Raw genomic sequence first — 21,463 nt, 5'->3', positions numbered from 1 at the left:
AAATTATGTATAGAGGTGAAGTCTGGTTAGTTAATTTAGATCCAACAGTAGGGACAGAAATTAGCAAAAAACGTCCTTGTATCATAGTCAATGATGATGCTATTGGGATTTTGCCTTTGAAGGTTATTGTCCCAGTTACAGATTGGAAAGAAAGATATGCTGTTAGACCTTGGATGGTGCGACTGGAACCAAGCACAGAGAACAGTTTAGCTAAAGTTTCTGGTGTAGATACTTTTCAAATACGTTCAGTTTCAGAAATAAGATTAGTCAGAAAACTAGGTCAACTCTCCGACTCAGAAATGCAACTTGTTTGTCAGGCATTAGCTGTTGTCTTAAATATTTCTCACCCAATATTTTAGCGATCGCTCTTTTTAACGAACCTTATTAGGCGCAGAGGATACAGAGGAAGGAGAGAGCGATCGCACACATTGTGGAATAAATATCTTATTGCTGCTGTTGCAACCAAGCCACTAAATCAGCTTCAGTGGAAAAATCTAGTAAGGCTTCCGCTAAATCCTCTAACTGAGTTAACGATAACCCGCGCAGCCGCTCTTGTAATTCAGCAGTAATTACACCAATTCGCTTTGTTAATAGACGCTGGATTATTTTCAACTCTCCTTGTTGTATCCCTGATTCCATCCAACTGGTGACGATTTGCATAACTACCTGCTGTTGAGTTGGTTCAAATTGAGCAATTTCAGTCTGGAAAATTTCTTCTTCTTGAGCATTTAGCCGTAGGTAGGTGTCAATAAACCCGGAAATCAATTGTATTCGCGCTGGATCTAGCTGTAAGGTAGCTAACAGGCGCATACACTCAGATTTTACTCTGGGACGGTCTTTTGGCGCTATGTTCATTTTAGCCATGAGCGCACTAGCTACGGGATTTTGCTGTTGCAGATATTCTCGCCAATTCGTTCCAGATAAGCTGTTATCTCTGGAAAAAATAACTCGATGAATTCCCAGAAGAAGGTTGTTAATAGTTCTTTGAATAGGCGATCGTGGTCTATCATGTCAAATTTATATCATGTTTTGATGAGTGATCGCCTACGCACTGTAGAGATTTAGCGATCGCTCTTTTTAACGAACCACAGAGGCGCAGAGAACACAGAGGAAGGAAGAAGAGGGCGATGCCTGCGGGGGGCTTTCCCTAAGCATTTCAATAAAAAGTTAGCGATCGCTTTTTTATCTCACGCAATAGGTGTACTCGATTAGAAACCGATTCTTGATCAGCTCAATACCATGTCAGCGTCGGGACGTTCTCAGTAAACTAAAATAGCTATTCACGCTAAAATATAATATAACTACCAGTACTAAAACTGATTAATATCTACTCATGTTTTTAAATTATCTACTTGCAAGGTATTTATGAACAATAATCAACCGCTCACAGCACAATCATCAACTACACCCCGCGCTGAACTATTATTAGAAATTCAGCAAACTCCAGAAGAATATGTACCAGAATTACTAAAAATTGTCCGTCTATTTCGTCAAAGTGTAACGATGAAACAGACATCATTAAATAGCTGGGAAAATGCTCTTAATGAAATTAATCAGAGTGATGCCGTCAAACAACAAGAAAGGAAAATAAACATCAAAAAAATATTTGATTCATGGAATGAGTTAGATGAACAAGAAGAACAACAACAAACTTTAGAAATTATTGAATCGATGAAAGGCATTTCTATTTAAAATAGGATGAGTAAGGTTATTATCTTAGATTCTGCACCTGTGGGATTAATTACTAATCCAAAAGCAACGCCTCTAGCTGTGCAATGTCAAGAATGGTTTTATACGCTATTTGAGAGAGGATATGAAGTAATTTTACCAGAAATTATAGATTATGAAATTAGACGGGAATTATTAAGGGCAAATAAATTATCAGGAATTAGAAAACTTAATCAACTCAAGTCAGAAATTATCTATCTTCCTATTACAACAGAAGTGATGTTGAAAGCCGCAGAGTTATGGGCACAAGTCAGAAATCAAGGTAAATCGACAGCAGATAATAAAGCTTTAGATGGTGATGTAATTTTGGCATCTCAATCTATTTTAGTTGCTAATTATGGACATGAGGTTATTATTGCCACAAGCAACAAAAAACATCTATCTATTTTTATTGATGCTAGAGAATGGCAAGAAATTTAGAAAATGAACCGAGCGATCGCACCGTGGAGATTTAGCGATCGCTTTTTTAACGAACCACTCCAAGCGCAGAGCACACAGAGGAAGAGTGTGGAGATTTTTCAGACGATCACTTTTTTAAGAAACCACAGAGGCGCAAAGGAGGAGAAGAGGTAGCTAGATTAAAGTAAATTTCCTTTCATAAAAGAATCTAAATTAGCCTCAATAGTGAGTAAATCTATGTTAATTATTTAAAATAATATCTATAAAACAGTAGAATGCCAAAATTATGTGTAATGCATGGAATCACCCACCAGGATGTGATTGTGGTTGGGGCGGTGGATCTTATGGGGGCGGCGGAGCTAGTACAGTTTCAGATAACACTACAATAGCTGATAAAGTCTTAGCTAATAAAATAGTTAACGAAATTAGAGATGCTGAGACTTACCCGACAAAATGCTGGTGGTGTGGAGATGAAGTTTTTTACCACACTAATGGTTTTGGTGATTCAGTTTTATTTGATAGCTTAGGGTCTCCTTGGAGAGTACATTTATGTTGGAAAAATTATTGGAATGAAGAGAGGCTTAAAAGAAAAGATAAAAATAGTAATTCTGTAGAAAATTCTGTAATCCTCCACACTTTGGACGGAAAAAAATTTAAACGTTTACTTTTGGCAGGAGCTATTCAATCTATCAATAAAGAACAAAATTTTGTTATGGAGGAAGACGTAGCAAGTCGTTTAGGAATTTCTTTGGAAGAACTCAGGGAAAGATATTCTCATCTTTACTACTACTCATCAGGCTTTGGTAATTCACGTTCAATAAGAATTAAATTAGGCAATATCAATGGATAGCGACTTGATTGAATTAAAAAAATCGTAACAAGCTTTTTATGCTACATCAAAAATACTTATTCCAGAACAATAAATTGTAATTTAAAATGAAAAAGGGTATGAAAAACATACCCCCATAAATTCAAATATTTAACCTAAAGTTGCTTCACTTCCGAAACCAACTTCGCCACCATATCCTTCGCACTACCAAAAAGCATAGTCGTTTTATCCTTGTAGAACAACTCATTATCTACACCGGCAAAACCCGTACTCATCCCGCGCTTAATCACAATTGTCTGCTTCGCCCGATCTACTTCCAAAATCGGCATACCATAAATTGGGCTATTTGTATCACTCCGCGCCGCCGGATTTACAACATCATTTGCCCCAATTACTAAAGCCACATCCGCTTGATCGAACTGGGGATTAATATCATCCATGTCATACAACTGGGTATAAGGCACATTTGCCTCTGCCAGCAATACATTCATATGCCCCGGCATTCTACCAGCAACGGGGTGAATGGCATACTTGACATCAACGCCCATTTTTTCTAACTGATCCGACAATTCCCGGACGCTATGTTGCGCTTGGGCAACCGCCATACCATAACCGGGCACAATTACCACAGAACGGGCATAACCCAACATCATTGCCCCTTCTTCAGGATCGATGCTGCGGACGCTTTGATCGGTTGCACCACCACTAGCAGCACCACCACCAGAACTAGAACCTGTACCAAAAGCGCTGAACAACACACTAAATAAGGAGCGGTTCATCGCCTTACACATAATCTCGGTGAGGATTAAGCCAGATGCTCCTACCAAAGCACCAGCGATGATTAACATATTGTTCATCACCACGAACCCAGCCGCCGCCGCCGCCACACCTGACAACGAGTTCAACAGCGAGATTACTACTGGCATATCGCCGCCACCGATGGGAATGACGAACATCACGCCCAGCACCAATGAAACGCCAACCACTCCCAAGAATATGGGTAAGCTATCTGGTGTGATGATTAAATAGGCACTACCTACTATATAAGCACCCAAAAGCAAGAGGTTAAATGGTTGCTGGAATGGAAATGTAATCGGAGAACCGCTAATTAAACCTTGCAATTTGGCAAAGGCGAGAAAACTACCTGTGAAGGTAACACCACCGATTAACACATCCAACAGCATGGAAATGTTGACATCTAGGGGTATCGGCTGAGAACTATCTAACAACCGCCAGAATTCAGCAACGGCTACTAAAGCAGAAGCCGCGCCGCCCAAACCGTTGAGTAAACCCACCATTTGGGGCATTTCAGTCATTTGGACTTTGTAGGCAACGATCGCACCAATTCCCGATCCAATCGCCAAGCCCAACAATATCATCTGATAGTTCAACACATGTTGATCAAGCATTGTTGCTGCGATCGCCAGCAGCATCCCCACAGCCGCTACAATATTACCGTTTCTCGCTGTAGCAGGTGATCCCAGCTTTTTTAAGCCCAGAATGAATAATGATGCAGCGACTAAATACGTCAGCTGAATGCCAGTTGGTAAAAAGTCGCTCACGCCTTAATCTCCTTCTTCTTGAACATTTGCAACATTCTGTCTGTCACTAAAAAACCACCCACAACGTTGATTGTCGCTAGTGTTACAGCGATCAAACCGAGAATTACTGACACACTTGTGTCTTTTGCACCAGCAGCAACTATTGCTCCAAGTACCGCAATTCCAGAAATCGCGTTTGAGCCTGACATTAACGGTGTGTGTAGAGTCGGTGGGATTTTGTTGATGACTTCAAAACCGATAAAAGATGCCAAAACAAATACAAACAAAGCAGCAAGTAATGCCTCTGTCATGAAATCAAAACTCCTTTTGTAAGTGGGAATGGGGCATTGGGCATTGGGCGTGGGGCATTGGTTCTTCTCCCTTATCTGCCTTTACTTCCCCTGCTTCCTCATCCTCAATTCCCTAATTAACCGCTGGTTGTTGAGTATTCGATGCTTGTAGCGCATCCCGCACTCGTTGATTGCGAATTTCACCTGCATGGGTAACGCAAGCTGCATCAACGATGTCGTCGCTAAAGTCTACCTGCAAAGCTTTGTCTTTAATTAGCAATTGCATCAACGATGTGACGTTCTTGGCATACAATTGGCTGGCGTGAATTGGCATCGATGATGGGAGGTTGATGGGGCCGATAATTGTTACGCCGTTCCAGACAATATCTTTGCCGGGTTCGGTACAGGCGCAGTTACCACCCTGTTCAGCAGCCAAATCTACAATTACTGAACCTGGTTTCATTTGTGCTACCATTTCTTCTGTAACTAGCCGTGGTGCTTGTCTCCCAGGAACTTGGGCGGTGGTAATAACTACATCAGAATTTTTAATGTGTTCGGCGACAACTTCTTGGGTACGTTGTTTGCTAGCCTCAGAGATTTCCTTGGCGTAACCGCCAGCAGCAACCGTTTCTTCGTCTAATTTGACTTCAACGAATTTTGCCCCTAAGCTTTGCACTTCTTCTTTGACGGCGGGACGGATATCAAAGGCTTCTACCACTGCTCCTAAGCGTCTAGCGGTGGCGATCGCTTGCAATCCGGCTACACCAGCACCCATAATAAATACTTTCGCTGGAGCGATCGTGCCTGCGGCTGTGGTTAACATCGGGAAATATTTTGGTAATGCAGCTGCGGCAATTAATACTGCTTTGTAACCTGCTAATGAAGCTTGTGAGGACAAAGCATCCATACTTTGCGCCCTGGTGGTACGGGGAATCATCTCCATACTCAAAGCTGTGACTTTCCGATTTGCTAGTTGCTGTGCTACAACGGGATTTCCTAAAGGATTGAGGAAACTTACTAATACAGCCCCTTCCTTTAACAAATCAATTTCTGAGCGTCCATCTTCTCGTTCTTGTGGTGGGCTGACTTTTAATAGAATATCTGTTTCACCCCATAATTTGGCAGTATCGCTGATTATTGTCGCTCCTGCGGCTTCATAGTCAGGATCACTGAAAAAAGATCGCTCTCCTGCACCTGCTTCTACCCACACTTCCAAACCTTGTTTTACCAATCGAGCAACGGTGTCAGGAATTAATGCCACACGACGTTCACAAACTTCAATTTCTTTAGCAACTGCTATTCTCATGAAATCTCCTGAAGATAAATACCTAATCTCTGCCAAGTAAGCGATTGTCTAGATGAGGCGTGTCCCGCGCTCATAGTACTTAGGCAGGAACATCAGCCATGAATTTTACTTGTAGATTGAACCTTGAATCTTTCCTCTCCCACTCTTAGCTGTCCAGGCAAAGCCTGACTTTGCCGTTCGCAGATGTCATATTCTCAGATAGTTGCAAACAGGGTTACGTATTGCACATCCTAAATTGATTCCCAAATTTTGCATCTTTATCTTCAGCTTGTTTTCGGGATTGAGAAATTTTGGTATTCCTTTCTTATAGAGTAATATTGACCCAATTTTGAAGGCTTTATAATTTCCAAATCAAATTTTAATGATTACGACTTTGATTCCAACTTATTTTAATCAATTTAGCCCAACTTAACTGGCGATCGCTGATGACACGCCTCAATTTTTATAACAAAATTCTCAAATTTAGATACACTTATACATATTTAGAAATATAATCCAATCCCAACTGTGTTTCTATGTAGTTCAAAATTTGACCAATCTAGTCATCAAATTAGCACCCTGTAAGGGTAATGAAGTAAATCGATTTACCGTTAAATTTATAACTAAGTAATTTTACTAACGTCCAAACATCAGGTAGGATGGCACTTTTTGTTGTTACTGAACGTCAATTGTCAGGGAGTGAGTAGTAAACTTTAGTAACGAATACTAACACACGGTTATTTAGATAACAGATTTATATTTTGGTAGAGGAAACCCAATTATGCGACGTTTACTTTCCGCTTTAGCCGTGACTAGCTGTTTAGTGACTGTATTTCCAGCCCTGACTTGGGCACAAGGTTTACCTGGATTTACGCTGTTTAGCGGCGTCAAAAGCGAAAATCAACTGCCCTTCCGGTTAGATTTTGGTGGACAAGCTAATGCTTGGGATCGATACATATTGAGAATCCCAGCCAAAAGAATGAAATTGGCAGTTGGTCAATTTGCCATTAACTACCCTGACTATTACAAAGGAACTTTTGACCAGAAAAAGATTGAAGTCAGAGTCAAAGGCAAAGCAGTTCCGCTTTCTGAAGTGAAGTGGGACAAAGAAGGTAAGCTGATTAATATTTTCCCTCAAGAGCCGGTGCCAGCAGGTAGTGCCGTTGAGGTAGTCTTATCTAACGTGAAAAACCCAGCATTCGGTGGAATTTACTATTTTAACTGTCAAGTACTCTCGCCTGGTGATGTGCCATTATTGCGCTACATGGGAACATGGATTTTGAGCATCAATTAAGAGTAGGGAGTGGGGAGTGGGGAGATGAGGGAGCAGGGGAAGCAGAGGGAGCAGGGGGAGCAGGGGAAGAAGAAGAATAATATTGATATTGACCAATGCCAAATGCCCAATGCCCCATTCCCTATTTTTTAATAAAGTGATAAAATTGCAGATTGTGAGTTTTTATAAAAATCACCTAAGAGGAGAAGAGTATGAAAAGAACACTAGGCGGCACTAGCCGTAAGAGAAAAAGAACGTCGGGTTTTCGCGCCAGAATGCGGACACCAGACGGCAGAAACGTGATTAGCGCCAGGAGAAGAAAGGGGCGTCATCGTCTAAGCGTTTAGGGCGGATCTAAGCTAAAAGAACATCTGTGGCTTTGCCTAAAGCAAATCGGCTAAAATCCCGCAAGGATTTTCAGGCAGTTTTCCGGGAAGGGATTCGGCGTCATGGCTCTTATTTAACATTGAGAGCTTTAAAGCCGTTATGTTCAACAAAACCTTCTTTGGACACTGCCACCCAGACTACACAAGCAAGTGACTCAGCACATCTTGCCAGCACGCGAATTGGCATTTCCATAAGCACGAAAGTCAGCAAAAGGGCAGTGGTTCGCAACCGAATAAAACGGCAAATTGCTTCTGCTTTACACAAATTGCTGCCCAAATTATCACCAGGATGGCGGTTAGTGTTCATTGTCAAACCCACAACAGTAGAATCTAAGTGCGTAAGCCCACAATTTCTGCAAGAATTAGAGCAGTTGTTGGCACAAGCTGAGGTGTTCGATGGGAATTCGTGAAGATGTTTATTATGAAGGTGGTCCCCATATTGGGGATTTAATTGTCAACCTGTTGATTGGGCTAACCATTGTTGGGATACCATTAACAGTCGGGGCAATTGTCAGAGCATTGTGGCTGCGTTTCCGCATCACCGATCGCCGGATTACCGTGACAGGAGGTTGGCAGGGACGCGATCGCACTGACATAATTTACTCAGAAATTGTCAAAGTCGTCACAGTCCCCCGTGGCATTGGCTTATGGGGAGATATGGTACTAACCCTAAGAAACGGCAGTCGTCTTGAATTGCGGGCAATTCCCAAGTTTCGGGAAGTTTATGACTACATCAACGAAAGAATTGCTGCGAAAAATCCTGAATATAGCGCCGCTGCTAATAAGTGATGGGAGTAGGGAGTAGGGAGATAGGGAATGCAAAATTTACTCAGATAAGATCCAAAGTTAAGAACTTCCCACTTACCAAAAACTACATACTACTCCCAATTCCCCACTCCCCACTCCCTTTTTTTGGATGTGCGGCTATCCGTAGCGAAGGGTAGTCGCACATAATTTATGATTTAGATAAATTAGATTCAGTCAGTTTACAGTACCTCAGGTTGAATTCAGAATAATGGATTTTGGTATCGGCTTTCTCTCGAACAACGTGATGCTGCCAATCATAGATTTTTTCTATGGTATAGTGCCTAGCTACGGATTGGCGATCGTTGCTTTGACCCTGATAGTCCGCTTCGCGCTCTATCCCCTGAGTGCTGGCTCAATTCGCAACATGCGGAAGATGCGAATTGTACAACCTCTGATGCAGAAGCGGATGGCAGAAATCAAAGAGCGCTATAAGGATGAACCGCAAAAGCAGCAAGAGGAAATGGTCAATGTTCAAAAAGAATTTGGCAACCCCTTGGCTGGCTGTTTTCCATTACTAGTACAAATGCCGGTCTTATTAGCGCTGTTTGCCACTTTGCGGGGTTCGCCTTTTGCAGGTGCAAACTACAGCGTTAACCTGCAAATCTTACCCGCAGAACAAATCGAACAAATTCAACCGCAAGCCTTTGCAACTGCTCCTCAAAATATTTACATTGCTGATGGAGAACACGTTAAAGTAGCTGCCATCCTTCCCAGTGGTAACAAACTGGCGGTGGGAGAACAAACTAAGATCCAATATCAGACCGTTGAGGGCAAACCATTTCAGGTACTCTTAGCAGAACACCCAGAAAATAAGCTCATTCCTGATTGGAAAATTACCAAAGGTGAAGATAGGGTAAAAATTGATGCCCAAGGCAATGTAGAAGCATTGCAGCCTGGAGAAGTCACTATTCAAGGAACAATTCCTGGACTAGCAGCAGACAAAGGCTTTCTATTTATTGATGCCTTAGGCAGAGTTGGCGCAACTGATCCAGATGGCACAATCCACTGGGATATCGTCGCCATGATCGTCTCCTTTGGAATCAGCCTTTATGTTAGCCAAATGCTTTCTGGACAAAATTCCAGTGGTGGCAATCCGCAGCAGGATACAGTTAACAAAATCACTCCAGTTATTTTTTCTGGGATGTTTTTGTTCTTCCCCTTACCAGCTGGGGTGCTGATGTATATGGTGATTGGTAATATTTTCCAAACCGCACAAACTTATCTTCTGTCCCGCGAACCTCTACCAGAAGAACTGCAAAAAATCGTAGCAACCCAAGAGAAAGAAGCAGTAATCGCAGAACAAAAGGCATTGCCATTTGAACCAAAAAGTGCCAAGAAAAAGGCAACAGGGGGATCATGAGCAATATTCCCATGCAGCGAGGTCAGCAGTGGTTAAAATCCCTGCTGGAACTCACTGGAATACCTGCTGAAATTCAGGGTCATTTAGAAACTGCCCAATCTCAAGAGGGCGATTCCCCAGAACCAGATAACTACTGGTTAACAATCGATCAAACTAATTTAACGACAGAACAAATCCAGGTATTAATTGGTGCTGATGGTTCTGTGTTAGATGCGATTCAGTATCTAGCAAATTCGGTTTTAAACCTGAGCCAACCCCCGGAAGAACAAGCCTCTTACACTATTGAGTTGAACGGCTACCGGGTTAAAAGAGAAGCCGAAATTCGCGCATTAGCAGAAGCAGCAGCCGATGAAGTGCGCTTTTCTGGTAGAGAAGTGGAAATCAAATCCCTCAGTTCTGCTGAAAGGCGGCAAATCCATACCTTCTTGAAGGAGTTTGGAGATTTAGAAACCTTCAGTCGCGGTAAAGAGCCACATCGTCATCTGGTTGTGCGACCAGCTTCTTTGGAAGAAGTTAGGAGTTAGGAGTTGTTCAATTTTGGATTTTAGATTTTAGATTCAATCCAAAATCCAAAATCTAAAATTGGCAGAGTTAGGAGTTTATTGAAGTTTATAGCTATATAATTTCAAAATTCCTCTTGTTCCTAAAAGCTAAAATAAAGATATAACATCAGTATAATTGCTGATAATCAAGATAAATTTTTAGTGAGAATGTCTCACAAATCCTATGGACGCTATTTATATTCCGCAGCTAGCTAAAGCCCCGGAGCGGACAGAGGAAGTTCAGGTTCAGGAATTTCTGCCTGGTCTGGAAACGTTGACACCAGTTCGCGGTCATGTGCGCGTGCAGCATCATGGCAATTACTTGGAAGTGTCCGCTCAGGCAGAAACAATTATTACTTGTACCTGCAACCGCTGTTTGCAGCAATACAATCGACGTTTAGGGCTTGATACGAAAGAAATCATCTGGTTAGATGAAACTGCAAATCAGGGAAATGACTTGCCCCTAGAGCGGGAAGTGACTATGGAAGAGTTGCTGGAAACCCTACCACCCGATGGTTATTTTTATCCCAACGAATGGCTGTATGAACAGATGTGCTTGGCAGTACCCCTGCGCCAGTTATGCAGTCGGAATTGTCCAGGTATTCCTGTAAGTAGTACAGTTGATAATTCTGATAGTCCTGAAACTCCAGTTGATAACCGTTGGGCTTCTCTGGAAGCTCTGAAAAAGCAACTTCCGAGCTAATAGCCTATTGCTTATGCCTCAAATTCTGTGATTTCCCGCCCGCGCGTAGTTTACCGCCGTAGGCATCGCTTTCGGGAATATTAACTCGACAGAGACAGCATGGGTGGTAAATATACGAGGCTTGTAAGATGCGATCGCAAAGTTTATGTCTACTATTGTATCTCGGCTCGACATTACACAAATATTCTGTGATGTAGATGACTTCTGTAAGCAGTGGGAAAACTTATGGCAACAAATACCACTTTTACAAGGCATCACCGGAAAAATTAGGGTGACTGACCATCAATAACATTTAGAAAATCTTCAGCCGTGATAATCGGGCAAGAAAAATTATCTTTTAGACTGAGGTAAATCGCGATCGCCGGTCACGAGATAATCAGCCTCACTGACCACAGCCAAAAGTAAAAAAGCCACATCAAACGGATCACGACATTCAGGAATTACAGGCAAGCGGCCAGGTATCGCTACAGCTTCACAAAAGAGTATGTAATCCGATAGTAAATCTTCTTGATCAGTTGGCGTGAGCTTAAACTTTGGATAAGCCAGCACTCGGATTAACTCAGTTGTTGTCGCTTTAGAAACCAGCGGAGTGAAGAGATCGTCCTGCCATGCCAAACGAAGCCTAGATACTCTGCCCCCAAATATCAGCGCCGAGATGATAATATTAGTATCAATTACCACCCGGGAACAAACCATTACGATTGACGCGCCCAAGCCACTGCATCAGCCACATCCTGCTCACTCACTCCTAAATCCGCCAGCTTAGATCGAACTGCATCAGCCCGCTGAATTTTTACAGGAGTCAGAATAATTTGCCCTCCCTCCACCTTTACCTCAAAATACTCAGCCTCACCGATTTCACGAGTAATACTTTTAGGCAGGGTTAGTTGATTTTTAGAAGTTAACTTGGCGAGCATGACTTGCCTCCTAGCCTTTGCTATCAAATGTAAGGATTCCTTACTTGGGTATATACATTTTACCTTACTAAATCTAAAACCCAATCACAGAAACAGCTTTTCTGACAAAAGACTTGATAAACGGCTTTCAGTTTTCGGAAATTTATAAAAAACGTGGGTGACTCCTGCCACCCATAAACCTACTCTTTGGTTAGTTCCTCTAACTATGCGATCGCATCCGAACGGGTTTTAGCTTCGGCTACACAATCAGGCAACTCTGGCACTGACGCGATAAAATGCCCCTCGGATGCCTGTTCAACCAGAACATGAAGAGACAGCCTATTCAAACTTGTGACTCTTTGAAGATTCATAGACAGCGATACTAGATTCACTTTCCCCATAATTATGCCTTAATCAAAACTCAAATACCTGATGCAAATAGGCATTTAGCCGAGATATGAACGAAAAAGGTAATTCAGAAATGTTTACGTCTAAGTGTATTATAAAAATCTTGATTCTTCGTTAGTCCACGGAGGTGGACTTTGTTTGTATAGCAGTGAATTCTATTCGCCTAATATTTTGCTGAACAATGAGAGAAGAACAAATAACCACACCTAAATATGAACTTCCGTGAAGAGTTTAAACTGCTGCTACGCGCCCGCTACCCTTTGATTTATATTCCCACTTATGAGGAAGAACGGGTAGAAGCAGCTATCCGGGAAGAAGCAACCAACCAGGGTAATCGCCCAGTCTATACTTGGGATTTTGTCGATGGCTATCAAGGAAACCCCAATGATGTGGGGTTTGGGCGACGTAACCCCCTACAAGCTTTAGAATTTATCGAAAAATTACCAGCTTCCGCACCTGCGGTATTAATTCTCCGAGATTATCATCGCTTTTTAGATGATGTAGCGATCGCCCGCAAACTCCGCAATCTGTCCAGACTTCTCAAATCGCAACCAAAAAATATTGTCCTACTGTCGCCACGCATCGCCATTCCTGACGATTTAACCGAAGTGCTGACAGTCGTAGAGTTTCCCTTGCCCGCCGCCGCAGAAATTAAAACTGAGATAGATCGTTTGTTACAAAGTACTGGTAACTCACTTTCTGGCAAAGTTTTAGATGACTTAGTGCTATCTTGTCAAGGACTTTCGATGGAAAGGATTCGCCGGGTTTTGGCAAAAGCGATCGCTACCCACGGAGAATTGCAACCAGAAGACGTGGATCTCGTTTTGGAAGAAAAGCGCCAAACTATCCGCCAAACCCAAATCCTGGACTTCTACCCCGCCACTGAGCAAATTTCTGATATCGGCGGACTCGATAACTTGAAAGACTGGCTGATCCGTCGGGGAGGCTCATTTACTGATAAGGCGCGACAGTACGGATTACCGCACCCCCGTGGTTTAATGTTGGTGGGTATTCAAGGAACTGGTAAATCGTTAACTGCAAAAGCGATCGCTCATCACTGGCATTTACCTTTGCTACGTCTGGATGTGGGAAGGTTATTTGGTGGTTTGGTGGGTGAATCAGAATCTCGGACTCGCCAAATGATCCAAGTAGCTGAAGCCCTCGCTCCATGTATTTTGTGGATTGATGAAATAGATAAAGCCTTTGCCGGACTTGGTAGCAAAGGTGATGCAGGAACAGCCAGCCGTGTGTTTGGTACTTTTATTAACTGGCTAGCCGAAAAAAGCTCACCCGTTTTTGTCGTCGCTACCGCCAACGACATCCAAGCCCTACCGCCGGAAATGCTTCGTAAGGGGCGATTTGATGAAATTTTCTTTGTGGGATTGCCCACCCAAGAAGAGAGAAAAGCAATTTATGATGTTCATTTATCCCGATTGCGCCCCCATAACTTAAAAAGTTATGACATCGAAAGATTAGCTTATGAAACGCCCGATTTTTCTGGGGCAGAGATTGAGCAAACTTTAATTGAAGCGATGCATATTGGATTTAGCCAAAACCGCGACTTTGCTACCGACGACATTTTAGAAGCAGCCAGTCAGATCATCCCCTTGGCGCGAACTGCCGTAGAGCAAATTCAGCAACTCCAGGAATGGGCTGCTGCTGGGAGAGCGCGTTTAGCATCTAAACACAATCCTTTGAGCGAACGCCTCCGGCGCACTACGTGAACCCATTCAACAGTAGCTACAATAATTGATTAGTTAATAATTGCTAGTCAATAGTCAACAGTTAATCATGAATTACTATTGACTATTGACTATTGACTATTTACCACTGGTGATCAGGTTTTAACTATGTTGTCTGGCTTAACAAAATTTATACTTGGGTTTTTCTTAGCGATCGCTATCTTAATCGGTGGCGGCGCTGCAATTGCACTCTATTTCATGAATCGCACGGGCATCCCTCCTGCCAAACCAGTTTATTCCAACGATAGTCCTTCAGTGAAAGCCCAAGCTCCCAAAGCAACTGAACCTGGAGGAGCTAAACCCGGCCTTACACCTGGGACAAAGGCTGAATCATCCCCAAGCTCAACCTCCGCTCCCACAGAATCACCAAAGGCTACCCCATCAGCAAAACCATTGCCATCAGGAGCTTACCGAGGGCGTGTTAATTGGGCTGAAGGCTTGAGTTTGCGATCGCAACCAAATCTACAAGCTGAAAAGATTGGAGGGGTTGGTTTTAATGAAAAAATTATTGTTTTGGAAGAAAGCGAGGATAAAGGCTGGCAAAAAATACGTTTGGAAGGTAGCGAACAAGAAGGTTGGGTGAAAGCAGGTAATACTGAAAAAGTTGATGAACAATAGGTATGGGTATGGGGATGGGGCATGGGGCATTGGGTACAAGAGGCAGAGGGGCAGAGAGGCGGAGGGGCAGAGGGGAAAACTTACTACAACTTCTCCCCTGCTCCCCTGCTCCCTCTGCTCCCTCATCTCCCCACTCTCTAGTTAAACTACTTGTAAATAAAAATACATAAAGCAAGCATAACACAGAGGAATTGATATAATTCTGTATAGTCATAACTTGAAAAAAAACAAGTGGAAACAGGGGTAGATAGCTATTTAACCAAGCTTGCCTCAGTCTACGAGGCATCCGAAAGCGTCAAGGTTGTTCCTAGCGTAACTAATTTCAAATTTTTGAATTGGAAAAAGTTATCTAGTGGTGCGGCGATGCGTCTTTTGTCTGTGGCCATGATTACGGGGCTTCTGAGTTTAGCCGGGCAAGCTTTTGCACTTCAAAAAATAGGAAGTAATGGGGCTGAAGTTACCAGTAGTCAGAGATGTTTAAAAAAGTTAGGTTACTTTAACGGCCCGGTGACAGGTAAATTTGCTAGCCTGACTCAAAATGCTGTAATCAAATTTCAGCAAGCCAACAGAATACCTGCTGATGGAGTTGTGGGTCTTAATACGCAACGAGCCTTGCAACGAGCCTGTCAAAGTAGAACTGCTAGCAGAAATACAAGTGGCGCATTGCGTAGGCCAAGTGGTCAATATCCCACTCTCTCTCAAGGCAACACTGGTACGGCCGTGACAAGATTGCAACAGCGTCTGCGGCAGTTAGGCTACTTGAGTGCTAATCCCACTGGAAATTTTGGTCCAATGACCAGAGATGCTGTAATTGCATTCCAGCGAAAATATCGCATATCTGCTAACGGGATTGTGAATCAACAAACTTGGAACGCACTACAGGGTTCCTCTCCGACTCCAGGCAGATCAAGTCTCTCGACTCAACAAGTGAGAGAACTACAAGCGCGTTTGCAGCAGCTAGGTTTTTTTAATACTAATCCCACTGGGAATATTGGCCCAATGACTAGAGAGGCTGTCATGCAATTCCAGCGAAGTTATCGCCTACCTGTTGATGGCATAGCCAATGCTCAAGTTTTACAAGCAGTGCGTAGAGCCTCCACAGGTGGATATGCTACTCAACAACCAAGCAGAAATTATCTGACTGTAGGCGATCAGGGAGAAAACGTCAGATTAGTCCAAGAGCGTTTATCGCGGTTGGGTTTCTCTAATACCAATCCTGATGGCTTTTTCAATGATTACACCAGAGAATCTGTGATTGCATTCCAGCAATATTCTCGACTTAATTCTACTGGAAATGTAGATTGGCAAACTTGGCAAGCCTTAGGGTTAAATAGCACGACTGGGGGCAATTACGCTGAGGCTAATGGTTATGTATTAACTGAGACTAACGACTATGTAGCACCTGTTACCAATGACTTTGTAGCACCTCAAACTAATCGTTATTTACCTCCTACTGGTGGCTATGTAGTGCCTGTTAACAATGGCAACACATTAGTTGCTAATAAGCCTTACAGAGTAATAATACCAATTTCCAATAATGATACTCTGATTAAAGTGCAACAATATATACCTGATGCTGTCACAGAGCAATCCAGTCTAGGGGATTATGTGAATGCTGGGGCATTTAGCGATCGCGCCCAAGCAGAAACCCTAACGAAAAAGCTCCGCTCATTAGGTCTTGATGCACGGGTAAAATTCAATTAAATTGACAAACTCAATTGGGAACCTTCTTGAGTTTTATTCACTTCAATCCGGGCTTGGAAAGCTTCTTTGAGGTGAGGCATGTGGGTGACAGTGAGGATGCAGGCAAAATCGGAAGCGATCGCATTAATCGCTGCAATCAAGCGATCACATCCTTCGGCATCCTGTGTACCAAAACCTTCATCCACAATCAACAATTGCAACGCCGCCCCCGCCCGTTGCGCTAATAATTTCGCTAAAGCTAAACGGATGGCAAAGTTAATTCTAAAAGCTTCTCCACCAGAGTAAGTTTCATAAGATCGCGTCCCTCTAGAATCGGCGATTAAAATATCTAAGGTGTCTATCAGCTTGGCATTTTTCTTAGTTGATTTAGCACTGCGCCCAGCTTTTTGAGTAATAAATTGTACATGAAACTGATTACCACTCAGCCGCGAAAGTAGTTGATTTGTCTCGGCTTCCAGTTGCGGTAACACATTTTCAATCATTAGTGCTTGGATACCGTTTTTACCAAAGGCTTGCGCTAATTCCTGATAAACACGATATTCCTGCTTGCAAGATTGTAGTTGCTGCTGCTGTTGTTCATACTGAATTTGCAGCGTTTCCAGTTGAAGCGCCAGCTGTTCCAAACGCCCTAATTTGGATATTTGCTCATCGAGTTGCCGTCTGCGGATTGCTAACTGCTGCTCTAAAGCTTGAATTTGGGCAGATGGGTTAGCTGTTGCTTGTAATTGCTGGATAATGCTTTCAATTTGTCCGCCGAGTTTTTGCCGTTCCGTTACTCTGGCGCTTCTGGATTCCTCTAAGTCTTGCAATCTCATTTGGAGTTGCGGATATTGCTGCTGGCCTGACAGCAGTTGTTGATACCGCAAATGCCAAGATTGAGCTTGACGGACAGCCATACGCAGATTGTTGTGCTGCTCGGAACTGTAGCCAATTTCGGTAATGTGACGCTCAAGAGCCGCGATTTGTTTAGCACATTCAGAATCAGTCTGATCTTGCTGGATTCTGAGTTGTAATTGAGCAATTTGGGATTGTAATTCTGGTTTTCGGGCTAATAGTTGCGCTTGTCGTTTAGTAGCATCTTTAATTTGCCCTTGTTTAATTTCTGCCCATCGCCACCGTTCAACTTCACTCCGAGCAAGGGCGTGGTCTTGTTCATTATAATTAGCTTGTTGCAGATATTGGTCTAGCTGCCGGAGTTCAGCTTGTTTATCAGGAGCGTAATCACCAGCTTGGAGCGATCGCTCTAAATGTTGTTTTTCAGCAGCAATTTGTTGTAACTGTTGTTGGACATCAGTTGTAGCTTCTAACTGTGCTGCCAATTGTCCCCGTTGTTCACGTAAACCATCGTAGCCCGCCAATTGTTGGGAAATTTCCCGATATTCCTGCCTAAGTACCTGTATTTCTCTGTCTGACACAGCCATTTGTTCCCGCACTACCCAAAACTGCCCTTGAGTATCCTCTAACTCAGCCTGGGTTTTTTCCACCACCCGACTCCAGTGATGTTCATCTAAAGGACGTTCGCATAATGGACAAAGTGCTTCAGGATTTTGGAGCATTTGCAATTTCTGCTCTAATTCTCCCAGCAGTTTTTCATAATCCCGTTGATGAGCTTGCAGACGTTCGATAAAGTGCCGCCTTTCTTGCCCTTTTTCCTGCACTCGTTGTAGATAAACCCGCTTTTTCTCCAGTTCCTCAATCTGAATTGCCACATCCATCACCGCTTGTTGCAGTTGCGGTTGGCGGCGGTGCTGGCGTTGCAATTGGTTCTCAGTATTTTGGAGTTGTTCGAGTCGCGCTACTAAACCAGCATGAGTGCGATCGAGTTGGCTTTGTAAAGTTGCTCGTTGTTGCAACAAGGGAGTAACTTGCATTTGCAGTTGATCTAAACGCGCAACATGGTGACGGGCTGCGGTTAGCTGTGACAAAGCAGCTTCTACTTCACCTGATTTAGTCAGAGTTTGTTGAATATCTCGCTCTTGTTGCTGCAAAGCTTCGATTTGGGCTTGGGCTTGTTGTAGTTGCCGTTCGATTTCGTGAATTTGTTTGGTAAGCTGTTGTTGCTTTTGTTGGCGAGTTTGTTGGGCGCGGGTGTATTCTTCAAATTTGGCAGCAAAGGCTTCTTCTTGAGATTGGAGACTTTGATATTGGGCGTATCCAGCTTTAATTTCAGCTTCTTGGTGTAATATTTTTTCTAAATCTGATAGCTGAGAGCCAATAGCTGATTGTTCTTGTTGGAGGCGATCGCAATCTTGGCTAAGATTTTGGTATTGCTGCTTTATAAAATTGAGTTGTTGTTCCCAATTTTGGCGCTGGTGCTGGACAACTTGCAAACTTTGCAATTGAATATTATCAAAAGCTTGCACCTGTTGCAGTTGGTTGAGTTCGGCTTCTAACTCGACTCTTTGCGCTTGGGTTGTCTCCCGTTGTTGCAGCTGAATTTTTATCGACTCTAAAGAACGCTCTAACTCTACTGCCCTGGCTTTGAACTGACGAGAAGATTCTTTTGCCCGTTCTTCCAAATCATCGTACTGATTGAGCTTCAACAACTCCGCTAAAATTTCTTTGCGTTCCGTCGGGCGTTTGAGCATGAACTCATCTGCACGCCCTTGACGTAAGTAAGCAGAATTAATAAATGTATCATAATCGAGCTTGATGTGTTCTAGAATCAAATCTTGGGTTGCTCTTACCCCTTTGCCAGTGAGTGAGCGAAACCCAGATGGTATTTCTATTTGAAATTCCAGAACGCTAGTACCTCCCCGAATTCGGGTACGAATCACGCGATATTTTTGCTGGTTGCTTTGAAAAGTAAAATCAACTCGAACTTCTTTCGCCCCAGAATAGATCACATCATCTTCAGCAGTGGCACGGCTTTCACCCCAAATTGCCCAAGTGATTGCTTCCAAAAGTGAAGATTTACCCGCACCATTGGAACCCGAAATACAAGCCGTATGCAAACCACGAAAATCTAAAGTTGCATCACGGTAACTAAGAAAGTTTTTGAGGATAAGTTGTACTGGGATCATTCACGCTATAGCGCCACATCTACTTTTAATAATTAACAGTACAGATGCACTGTTTGTTAGTTTAGCTATCTAGATATCAGGTTTCTAGTCTTGAAGACATCAATTTTACAAAAATTAACAATAGAATAACCAAATTTCTCTTGTTGCATGAAAAAGTTTTGCTGTCTTTGGAGAAAAATGAAAGTTCTGTAGAGGTTTCTTGTTATTTCTGCCTGTTATCTGAGAAAAAACATTCATAGGACTTACGCAAAATATCTCTCAAACTCTGATTTCTCCGTGTCCTCTGCGCCTCTGTGGTTCGTTATCCCGTAACTCGTGCGTAAGTCCTAATTCATAGAAGAGTGGCAATACTTTGAAAATCGTATTGAGGTACTTCAAAGTCGTATTGAGGTACTTCAAAGTCGTGTTGAGGTACTTCAAACTTTATCGCACCTCGATCAAGTACACAGGTGCAACGCCGAATAGCCCGCCGTAGGCATCGCTTTCATGAATCTCCTGATCGCTTGACTTTTAAAACAGTCGCTAGAAATCTTCTTAACTGAGCAGTATCGAGATGAGAGATGATTGGGCAATCCTTAGCTAATTTGGCTAATGCTTACTTTTCTCTGGGGCAGTACCAACAGGCGATAGAGTTCTTGCAGCAGTCTTTGGATATCGCTACCGAAATTGGCGATCGCAATTCTGAAGCGATCGCATGGTTTAATTTAGGTGAGGCATTAGAAAACCTCAACCGAGAATCAGACGCGCTGGGTGCTTATCGCAATGCCCGTGAACTTTATCAGGCGATGGGACTTGATGCTGATGTGCAAGATTGCAACAATGCAATTGAGCGTCTTTCTCAACCAAAAACGCTGTAGTCTCCCGTCGTGGGTTTTGGGTGTGGTTGCGTCGGTTCTGGCGTTGGGTACGCAGTTGGTTCCGGCGTTAAAATAAGGTGTAGGAATAGTGATGAACATAAATTTAAGAGAAAATAACATTTGGAACTATGTTGCAAAATACCTATCAACTCCCATTGACATTTGAGCAAATTCTTACCCTAGTTAAACAACTTTCTGATTCAGAAAAGTTGTTACTTAGCAAAGAGCTAGAAAAAGAAACCTTGAATAAAAAGTTAACGCAGTTACTAGAAGTATTTCAAACTGATGAATTATCTTTAGAGGAAATTACAGAGGAAGTAGAATTAGTCCGTTCTCAAATTTATGCCAGAAAACAAAACAATCAAGATAATCATTGATACTAATCTTTGGATTAGCTTTCTAATTGGTAAGGAATTAAAACAACTACAAAACCTTTTACTTGAAGAAACAATTCAAGTGGTAGTTTCTGAAGAGATATTAAAAGAAATTATATTGGTTACTCAACGTCCTAAGTTACAAAAATATTTTCCGCCTAACAAAGTCAATGAATTAATTCAAATTTTGCGAACTATTGGTTTATTTATAAATATAATTTCCGAAGTTTATATTTGTCGGGATGCAAAAGATAGCGATGCTAATTTTTTACTTACAGGCGATCAAGATTTATTAGAAATTGCAAAATTTGAAAATACTGAAATTGTTACCTACCAAAACTTTTTACTGAAATTATAGATTTATTGGATGATAGTAGATTCAAAAAGTAGCTGTGGAGAATATGGGATGAAAATTGAAAGTGCAGAACAAGTAAAATTATTCTATATTGCTAAAATTCTCTACAAATCATCTTCAGATAAACCTGATTATCAACCTTTGTACCAAGAAAGCTTTGTTTTGATTAAAGCCGCTTTTTTAGAAGAAGCAAAAGTAAAGGCTTTGAATTATAGTAAAAATGAAACCGTCAGCTATACAAATGAAAATGGAGAAATTATTACTTGGTCTTTGCAGCAAGTAATAGACTTCAGAGGGTTGCAGGTTTAGGGTTGCAGGTTCGGGAACCCCCGTTTAAAAACGG

General features: G+C 42.4%; 27 protein-coding genes. 19 read left to right on the top strand and 8 right to left on the bottom strand.

What is annotated here, in order from left to right; all coding sequences use genetic code 11:
* The first annotated feature begins 5 nt into the window (after positions 1–5).
* Positions 6–359 carry a type II toxin-antitoxin system PemK/MazF family toxin gene (locus VB740_RS06785; RefSeq protein ID WP_323199282.1) on the top strand — a complete coding sequence of 118 codons (354 nt, stop codon included), beginning with the start codon at positions 6–8 and terminating at the stop codon, positions 357–359.
* Positions 360–444: 85 nt separating this feature from the next.
* Here VB740_RS06785 and VB740_RS06780 read toward each other — a convergent pair whose 3' ends face one another.
* The gene (locus VB740_RS06780) at positions 445–855 is read right to left on the bottom strand and encodes a DUF4351 domain-containing protein (RefSeq protein ID WP_416289358.1); all 411 of its coding nucleotides are present in this window, start codon (positions 853–855) and stop codon (positions 445–447) included.
* A 510-nt stretch (positions 856–1,365) separates the two neighbouring features.
* On the opposite strand from VB740_RS06780, the gene VB740_RS06775 reads away from it, so the two are divergent.
* The 3 genes from VB740_RS06775 (at position 1,366) to VB740_RS06765 (ending at position 2,977) form a co-directional block, all read left to right on the top strand.
* Positions 1,366–1,692 (top strand): hypothetical protein, encoded by a 327-nt coding sequence (locus VB740_RS06775; RefSeq protein WP_323199281.1) that lies wholly within the window; start codon positions 1,366–1,368, stop codon positions 1,690–1,692.
* 6 nt (positions 1,693–1,698) lie between these two features.
* Entirely contained in the window at positions 1,699–2,148 is a 450-nt protein-coding gene (locus VB740_RS06770; protein ID WP_323199280.1) for a nucleic acid-binding protein, read from the top strand.
* 265 nt (positions 2,149–2,413) lie between these two features.
* Positions 2,414–2,977 (top strand): hypothetical protein, encoded by a 564-nt coding sequence (locus VB740_RS06765; protein ID WP_323199279.1) that lies wholly within the window; start codon positions 2,414–2,416, stop codon positions 2,975–2,977.
* 134 nt (positions 2,978–3,111) lie between these two features.
* Here VB740_RS06765 and VB740_RS06760 read toward each other — a convergent pair whose 3' ends face one another.
* The 3 genes from VB740_RS06760 to VB740_RS06750 all read right to left on the bottom strand — a co-directional run bounded on the left by VB740_RS06760 (position 3,112) and on the right by VB740_RS06750 (position 6,093).
* Positions 3,112–4,518 (bottom strand): NAD(P)(+) transhydrogenase (Re/Si-specific) subunit beta, encoded by a 1,407-nt coding sequence (locus tag VB740_RS06760; RefSeq protein WP_323199278.1) that lies wholly within the window; start codon positions 4,516–4,518, stop codon positions 3,112–3,114.
* A complete protein-coding gene (locus VB740_RS06755) occupies positions 4,515–4,808 on the bottom strand; it encodes an NAD(P) transhydrogenase subunit alpha (RefSeq protein ID WP_323199277.1) in 294 nt (97 codons plus the stop codon). The genes VB740_RS06760 and VB740_RS06755 overlap by 4 nt, the downstream gene beginning before the upstream one ends.
* Before the next feature lie 112 nt (positions 4,809–4,920).
* A complete protein-coding gene (locus tag VB740_RS06750; protein ID WP_323199276.1) occupies positions 4,921–6,093 on the bottom strand; it encodes a Re/Si-specific NAD(P)(+) transhydrogenase subunit alpha in 1,173 nt (390 codons plus the stop codon).
* 760 nt (positions 6,094–6,853) lie between these two features.
* On the opposite strand from VB740_RS06750, the gene VB740_RS06745 reads away from it, so the two are divergent.
* The 8 genes from VB740_RS06745 (at position 6,854) to VB740_RS06710 (ending at position 11,432) form a co-directional block, all read left to right on the top strand.
* Positions 6,854–7,366, top strand: a complete 513-nt coding sequence (locus VB740_RS06745; RefSeq protein ID WP_323199275.1) for a DUF2808 domain-containing protein — start codon at positions 6,854–6,856, stop codon at positions 7,364–7,366.
* 191 nt (positions 7,367–7,557) lie between these two features.
* On the top strand, positions 7,558–7,692 hold the full coding sequence (gene rpmH, locus VB740_RS06740; protein ID WP_094327629.1) for a 50S ribosomal protein L34: 135 nt from the start codon (positions 7,558–7,560) through the stop codon (positions 7,690–7,692).
* A gap of 26 nt (positions 7,693–7,718) precedes the next feature.
* Positions 7,719–8,141 (top strand): ribonuclease P protein component, encoded by a 423-nt coding sequence (gene rnpA, locus VB740_RS06735; protein WP_323199274.1) that lies wholly within the window; start codon positions 7,719–7,721, stop codon positions 8,139–8,141.
* Positions 8,128–8,520 carry a PH domain-containing protein gene (locus VB740_RS06730; protein WP_109009000.1) on the top strand — a complete coding sequence of 131 codons (393 nt, stop codon included), beginning with the start codon at positions 8,128–8,130 and terminating at the stop codon, positions 8,518–8,520. The genes rnpA and VB740_RS06730 overlap by 14 nt, the downstream gene beginning before the upstream one ends.
* 226 nt (positions 8,521–8,746) lie before the next feature.
* A complete protein-coding gene (gene yidC / locus VB740_RS06725; protein WP_323199273.1) occupies positions 8,747–9,898 on the top strand; it encodes a membrane protein insertase YidC in 1,152 nt (383 codons plus the stop codon).
* Positions 9,895–10,422, top strand: coding sequence for a protein jag (locus VB740_RS06720; protein WP_323199272.1), 528 nt, complete (start codon positions 9,895–9,897; stop codon positions 10,420–10,422). The genes yidC and VB740_RS06720 overlap by 4 nt, the downstream gene beginning before the upstream one ends.
* A 202-nt stretch (positions 10,423–10,624) precedes the next feature.
* The gene (locus VB740_RS06715) at positions 10,625–11,143 is read left to right on the top strand and encodes a DUF177 domain-containing protein (protein ID WP_323199271.1); all 519 of its coding nucleotides are present in this window, start codon (positions 10,625–10,627) and stop codon (positions 11,141–11,143) included.
* Positions 11,144–11,288: 145 nt separating this feature from the next.
* Complete coding sequence (locus tag VB740_RS06710; RefSeq protein WP_229471383.1) at positions 11,289–11,432, top strand: hypothetical protein; 144 nt, start codon at positions 11,289–11,291, stop codon at positions 11,430–11,432.
* A 41-nt stretch (positions 11,433–11,473) separates the two neighbouring features.
* Here VB740_RS06710 and VB740_RS06705 read toward each other — a convergent pair whose 3' ends face one another.
* The 3 genes from VB740_RS06705 to VB740_RS06695 form a co-directional block, all read right to left on the bottom strand.
* Complete coding sequence (locus tag VB740_RS06705) at positions 11,474–11,839, bottom strand: putative toxin-antitoxin system toxin component, PIN family (RefSeq protein ID WP_323199270.1); 366 nt, start codon at positions 11,837–11,839, stop codon at positions 11,474–11,476.
* Positions 11,839–12,060 carry an AbrB/MazE/SpoVT family DNA-binding domain-containing protein gene (locus VB740_RS06700; protein WP_323199269.1) on the bottom strand — a complete coding sequence of 74 codons (222 nt, stop codon included), beginning with the start codon at positions 12,058–12,060 and terminating at the stop codon, positions 11,839–11,841. The genes VB740_RS06705 and VB740_RS06700 overlap by 1 nt, the downstream gene beginning before the upstream one ends.
* 203 nt (positions 12,061–12,263) lie before the next feature.
* Positions 12,264–12,440 carry a type II toxin-antitoxin system HicB family antitoxin gene (locus VB740_RS06695; protein ID WP_323199268.1) on the bottom strand — a complete coding sequence of 59 codons (177 nt, stop codon included), beginning with the start codon at positions 12,438–12,440 and terminating at the stop codon, positions 12,264–12,266.
* A 219-nt stretch (positions 12,441–12,659) separates the two neighbouring features.
* Between VB740_RS06695 and VB740_RS06690 the strand changes: the two genes are divergently transcribed.
* The 3 genes from VB740_RS06690 (at position 12,660) to VB740_RS06680 (ending at position 16,511) form a co-directional block, all read left to right on the top strand.
* Positions 12,660–14,171 carry an AAA family ATPase gene (locus VB740_RS06690; protein ID WP_323199267.1) on the top strand — a complete coding sequence of 504 codons (1,512 nt, stop codon included), beginning with the start codon at positions 12,660–12,662 and terminating at the stop codon, positions 14,169–14,171.
* Between the two features lie 126 nt (positions 14,172–14,297).
* A complete protein-coding gene (locus tag VB740_RS06685) occupies positions 14,298–14,807 on the top strand; it encodes an SH3 domain-containing protein (protein ID WP_323199266.1) in 510 nt (169 codons plus the stop codon).
* Between the two features lie 231 nt (positions 14,808–15,038).
* Positions 15,039–16,511, top strand: coding sequence for a peptidoglycan-binding protein (locus VB740_RS06680; RefSeq protein WP_323199265.1), 1,473 nt, complete (start codon positions 15,039–15,041; stop codon positions 16,509–16,511).
* On the opposite strand, the gene VB740_RS06675 is transcribed toward VB740_RS06680, so the two are convergent.
* Positions 16,508–19,534: an SMC family ATPase gene (locus VB740_RS06675; RefSeq protein ID WP_323199264.1), complete on the bottom strand. Its 3,027-nt coding sequence runs from the start codon at positions 19,532–19,534 to the stop codon at positions 16,508–16,510. The two genes, VB740_RS06680 and VB740_RS06675, sit on opposite strands and share 4 nt — an antisense overlap.
* Positions 19,535–20,094: 560 nt before the next feature.
* On the opposite strand from VB740_RS06675, the gene VB740_RS06670 reads away from it, so the two are divergent.
* From VB740_RS06670 to VB740_RS06655, 4 genes are all read left to right on the top strand, one after another.
* Positions 20,095–20,391: a tetratricopeptide repeat protein gene (locus tag VB740_RS06670; RefSeq protein ID WP_323199263.1), complete on the top strand. Its 297-nt coding sequence runs from the start codon at positions 20,095–20,097 to the stop codon at positions 20,389–20,391.
* A gap of 128 nt (positions 20,392–20,519) precedes the next feature.
* Positions 20,520–20,768 (top strand): type II toxin-antitoxin system VapB15 family antitoxin, encoded by a 249-nt coding sequence (gene vap15 / locus VB740_RS06665; protein WP_323199262.1) that lies wholly within the window; start codon positions 20,520–20,522, stop codon positions 20,766–20,768.
* Positions 20,734–21,123, top strand: coding sequence for a putative toxin-antitoxin system toxin component, PIN family (locus VB740_RS06660; protein ID WP_323199261.1), 390 nt, complete (start codon positions 20,734–20,736; stop codon positions 21,121–21,123). The genes vap15 and VB740_RS06660 overlap by 35 nt, the downstream gene beginning before the upstream one ends.
* 48 nt (positions 21,124–21,171) lie before the next feature.
* On the top strand, positions 21,172–21,429 hold the full coding sequence (locus tag VB740_RS06655) for a DUF4288 domain-containing protein (RefSeq protein WP_323199260.1): 258 nt from the start codon (positions 21,172–21,174) through the stop codon (positions 21,427–21,429).
* Positions 21,430–21,463 lie beyond the last annotated feature (34 nt).

It is taken from the genome of Nostoc sp. UHCC 0251 (assembly GCF_034932245.1).
GTDB lineage: Bacteria > Cyanobacteriota > Cyanobacteriia > Cyanobacteriales > Nostocaceae > Nostoc.
This window is presented reverse-complemented; position numbering and strand designations above follow the sequence as displayed.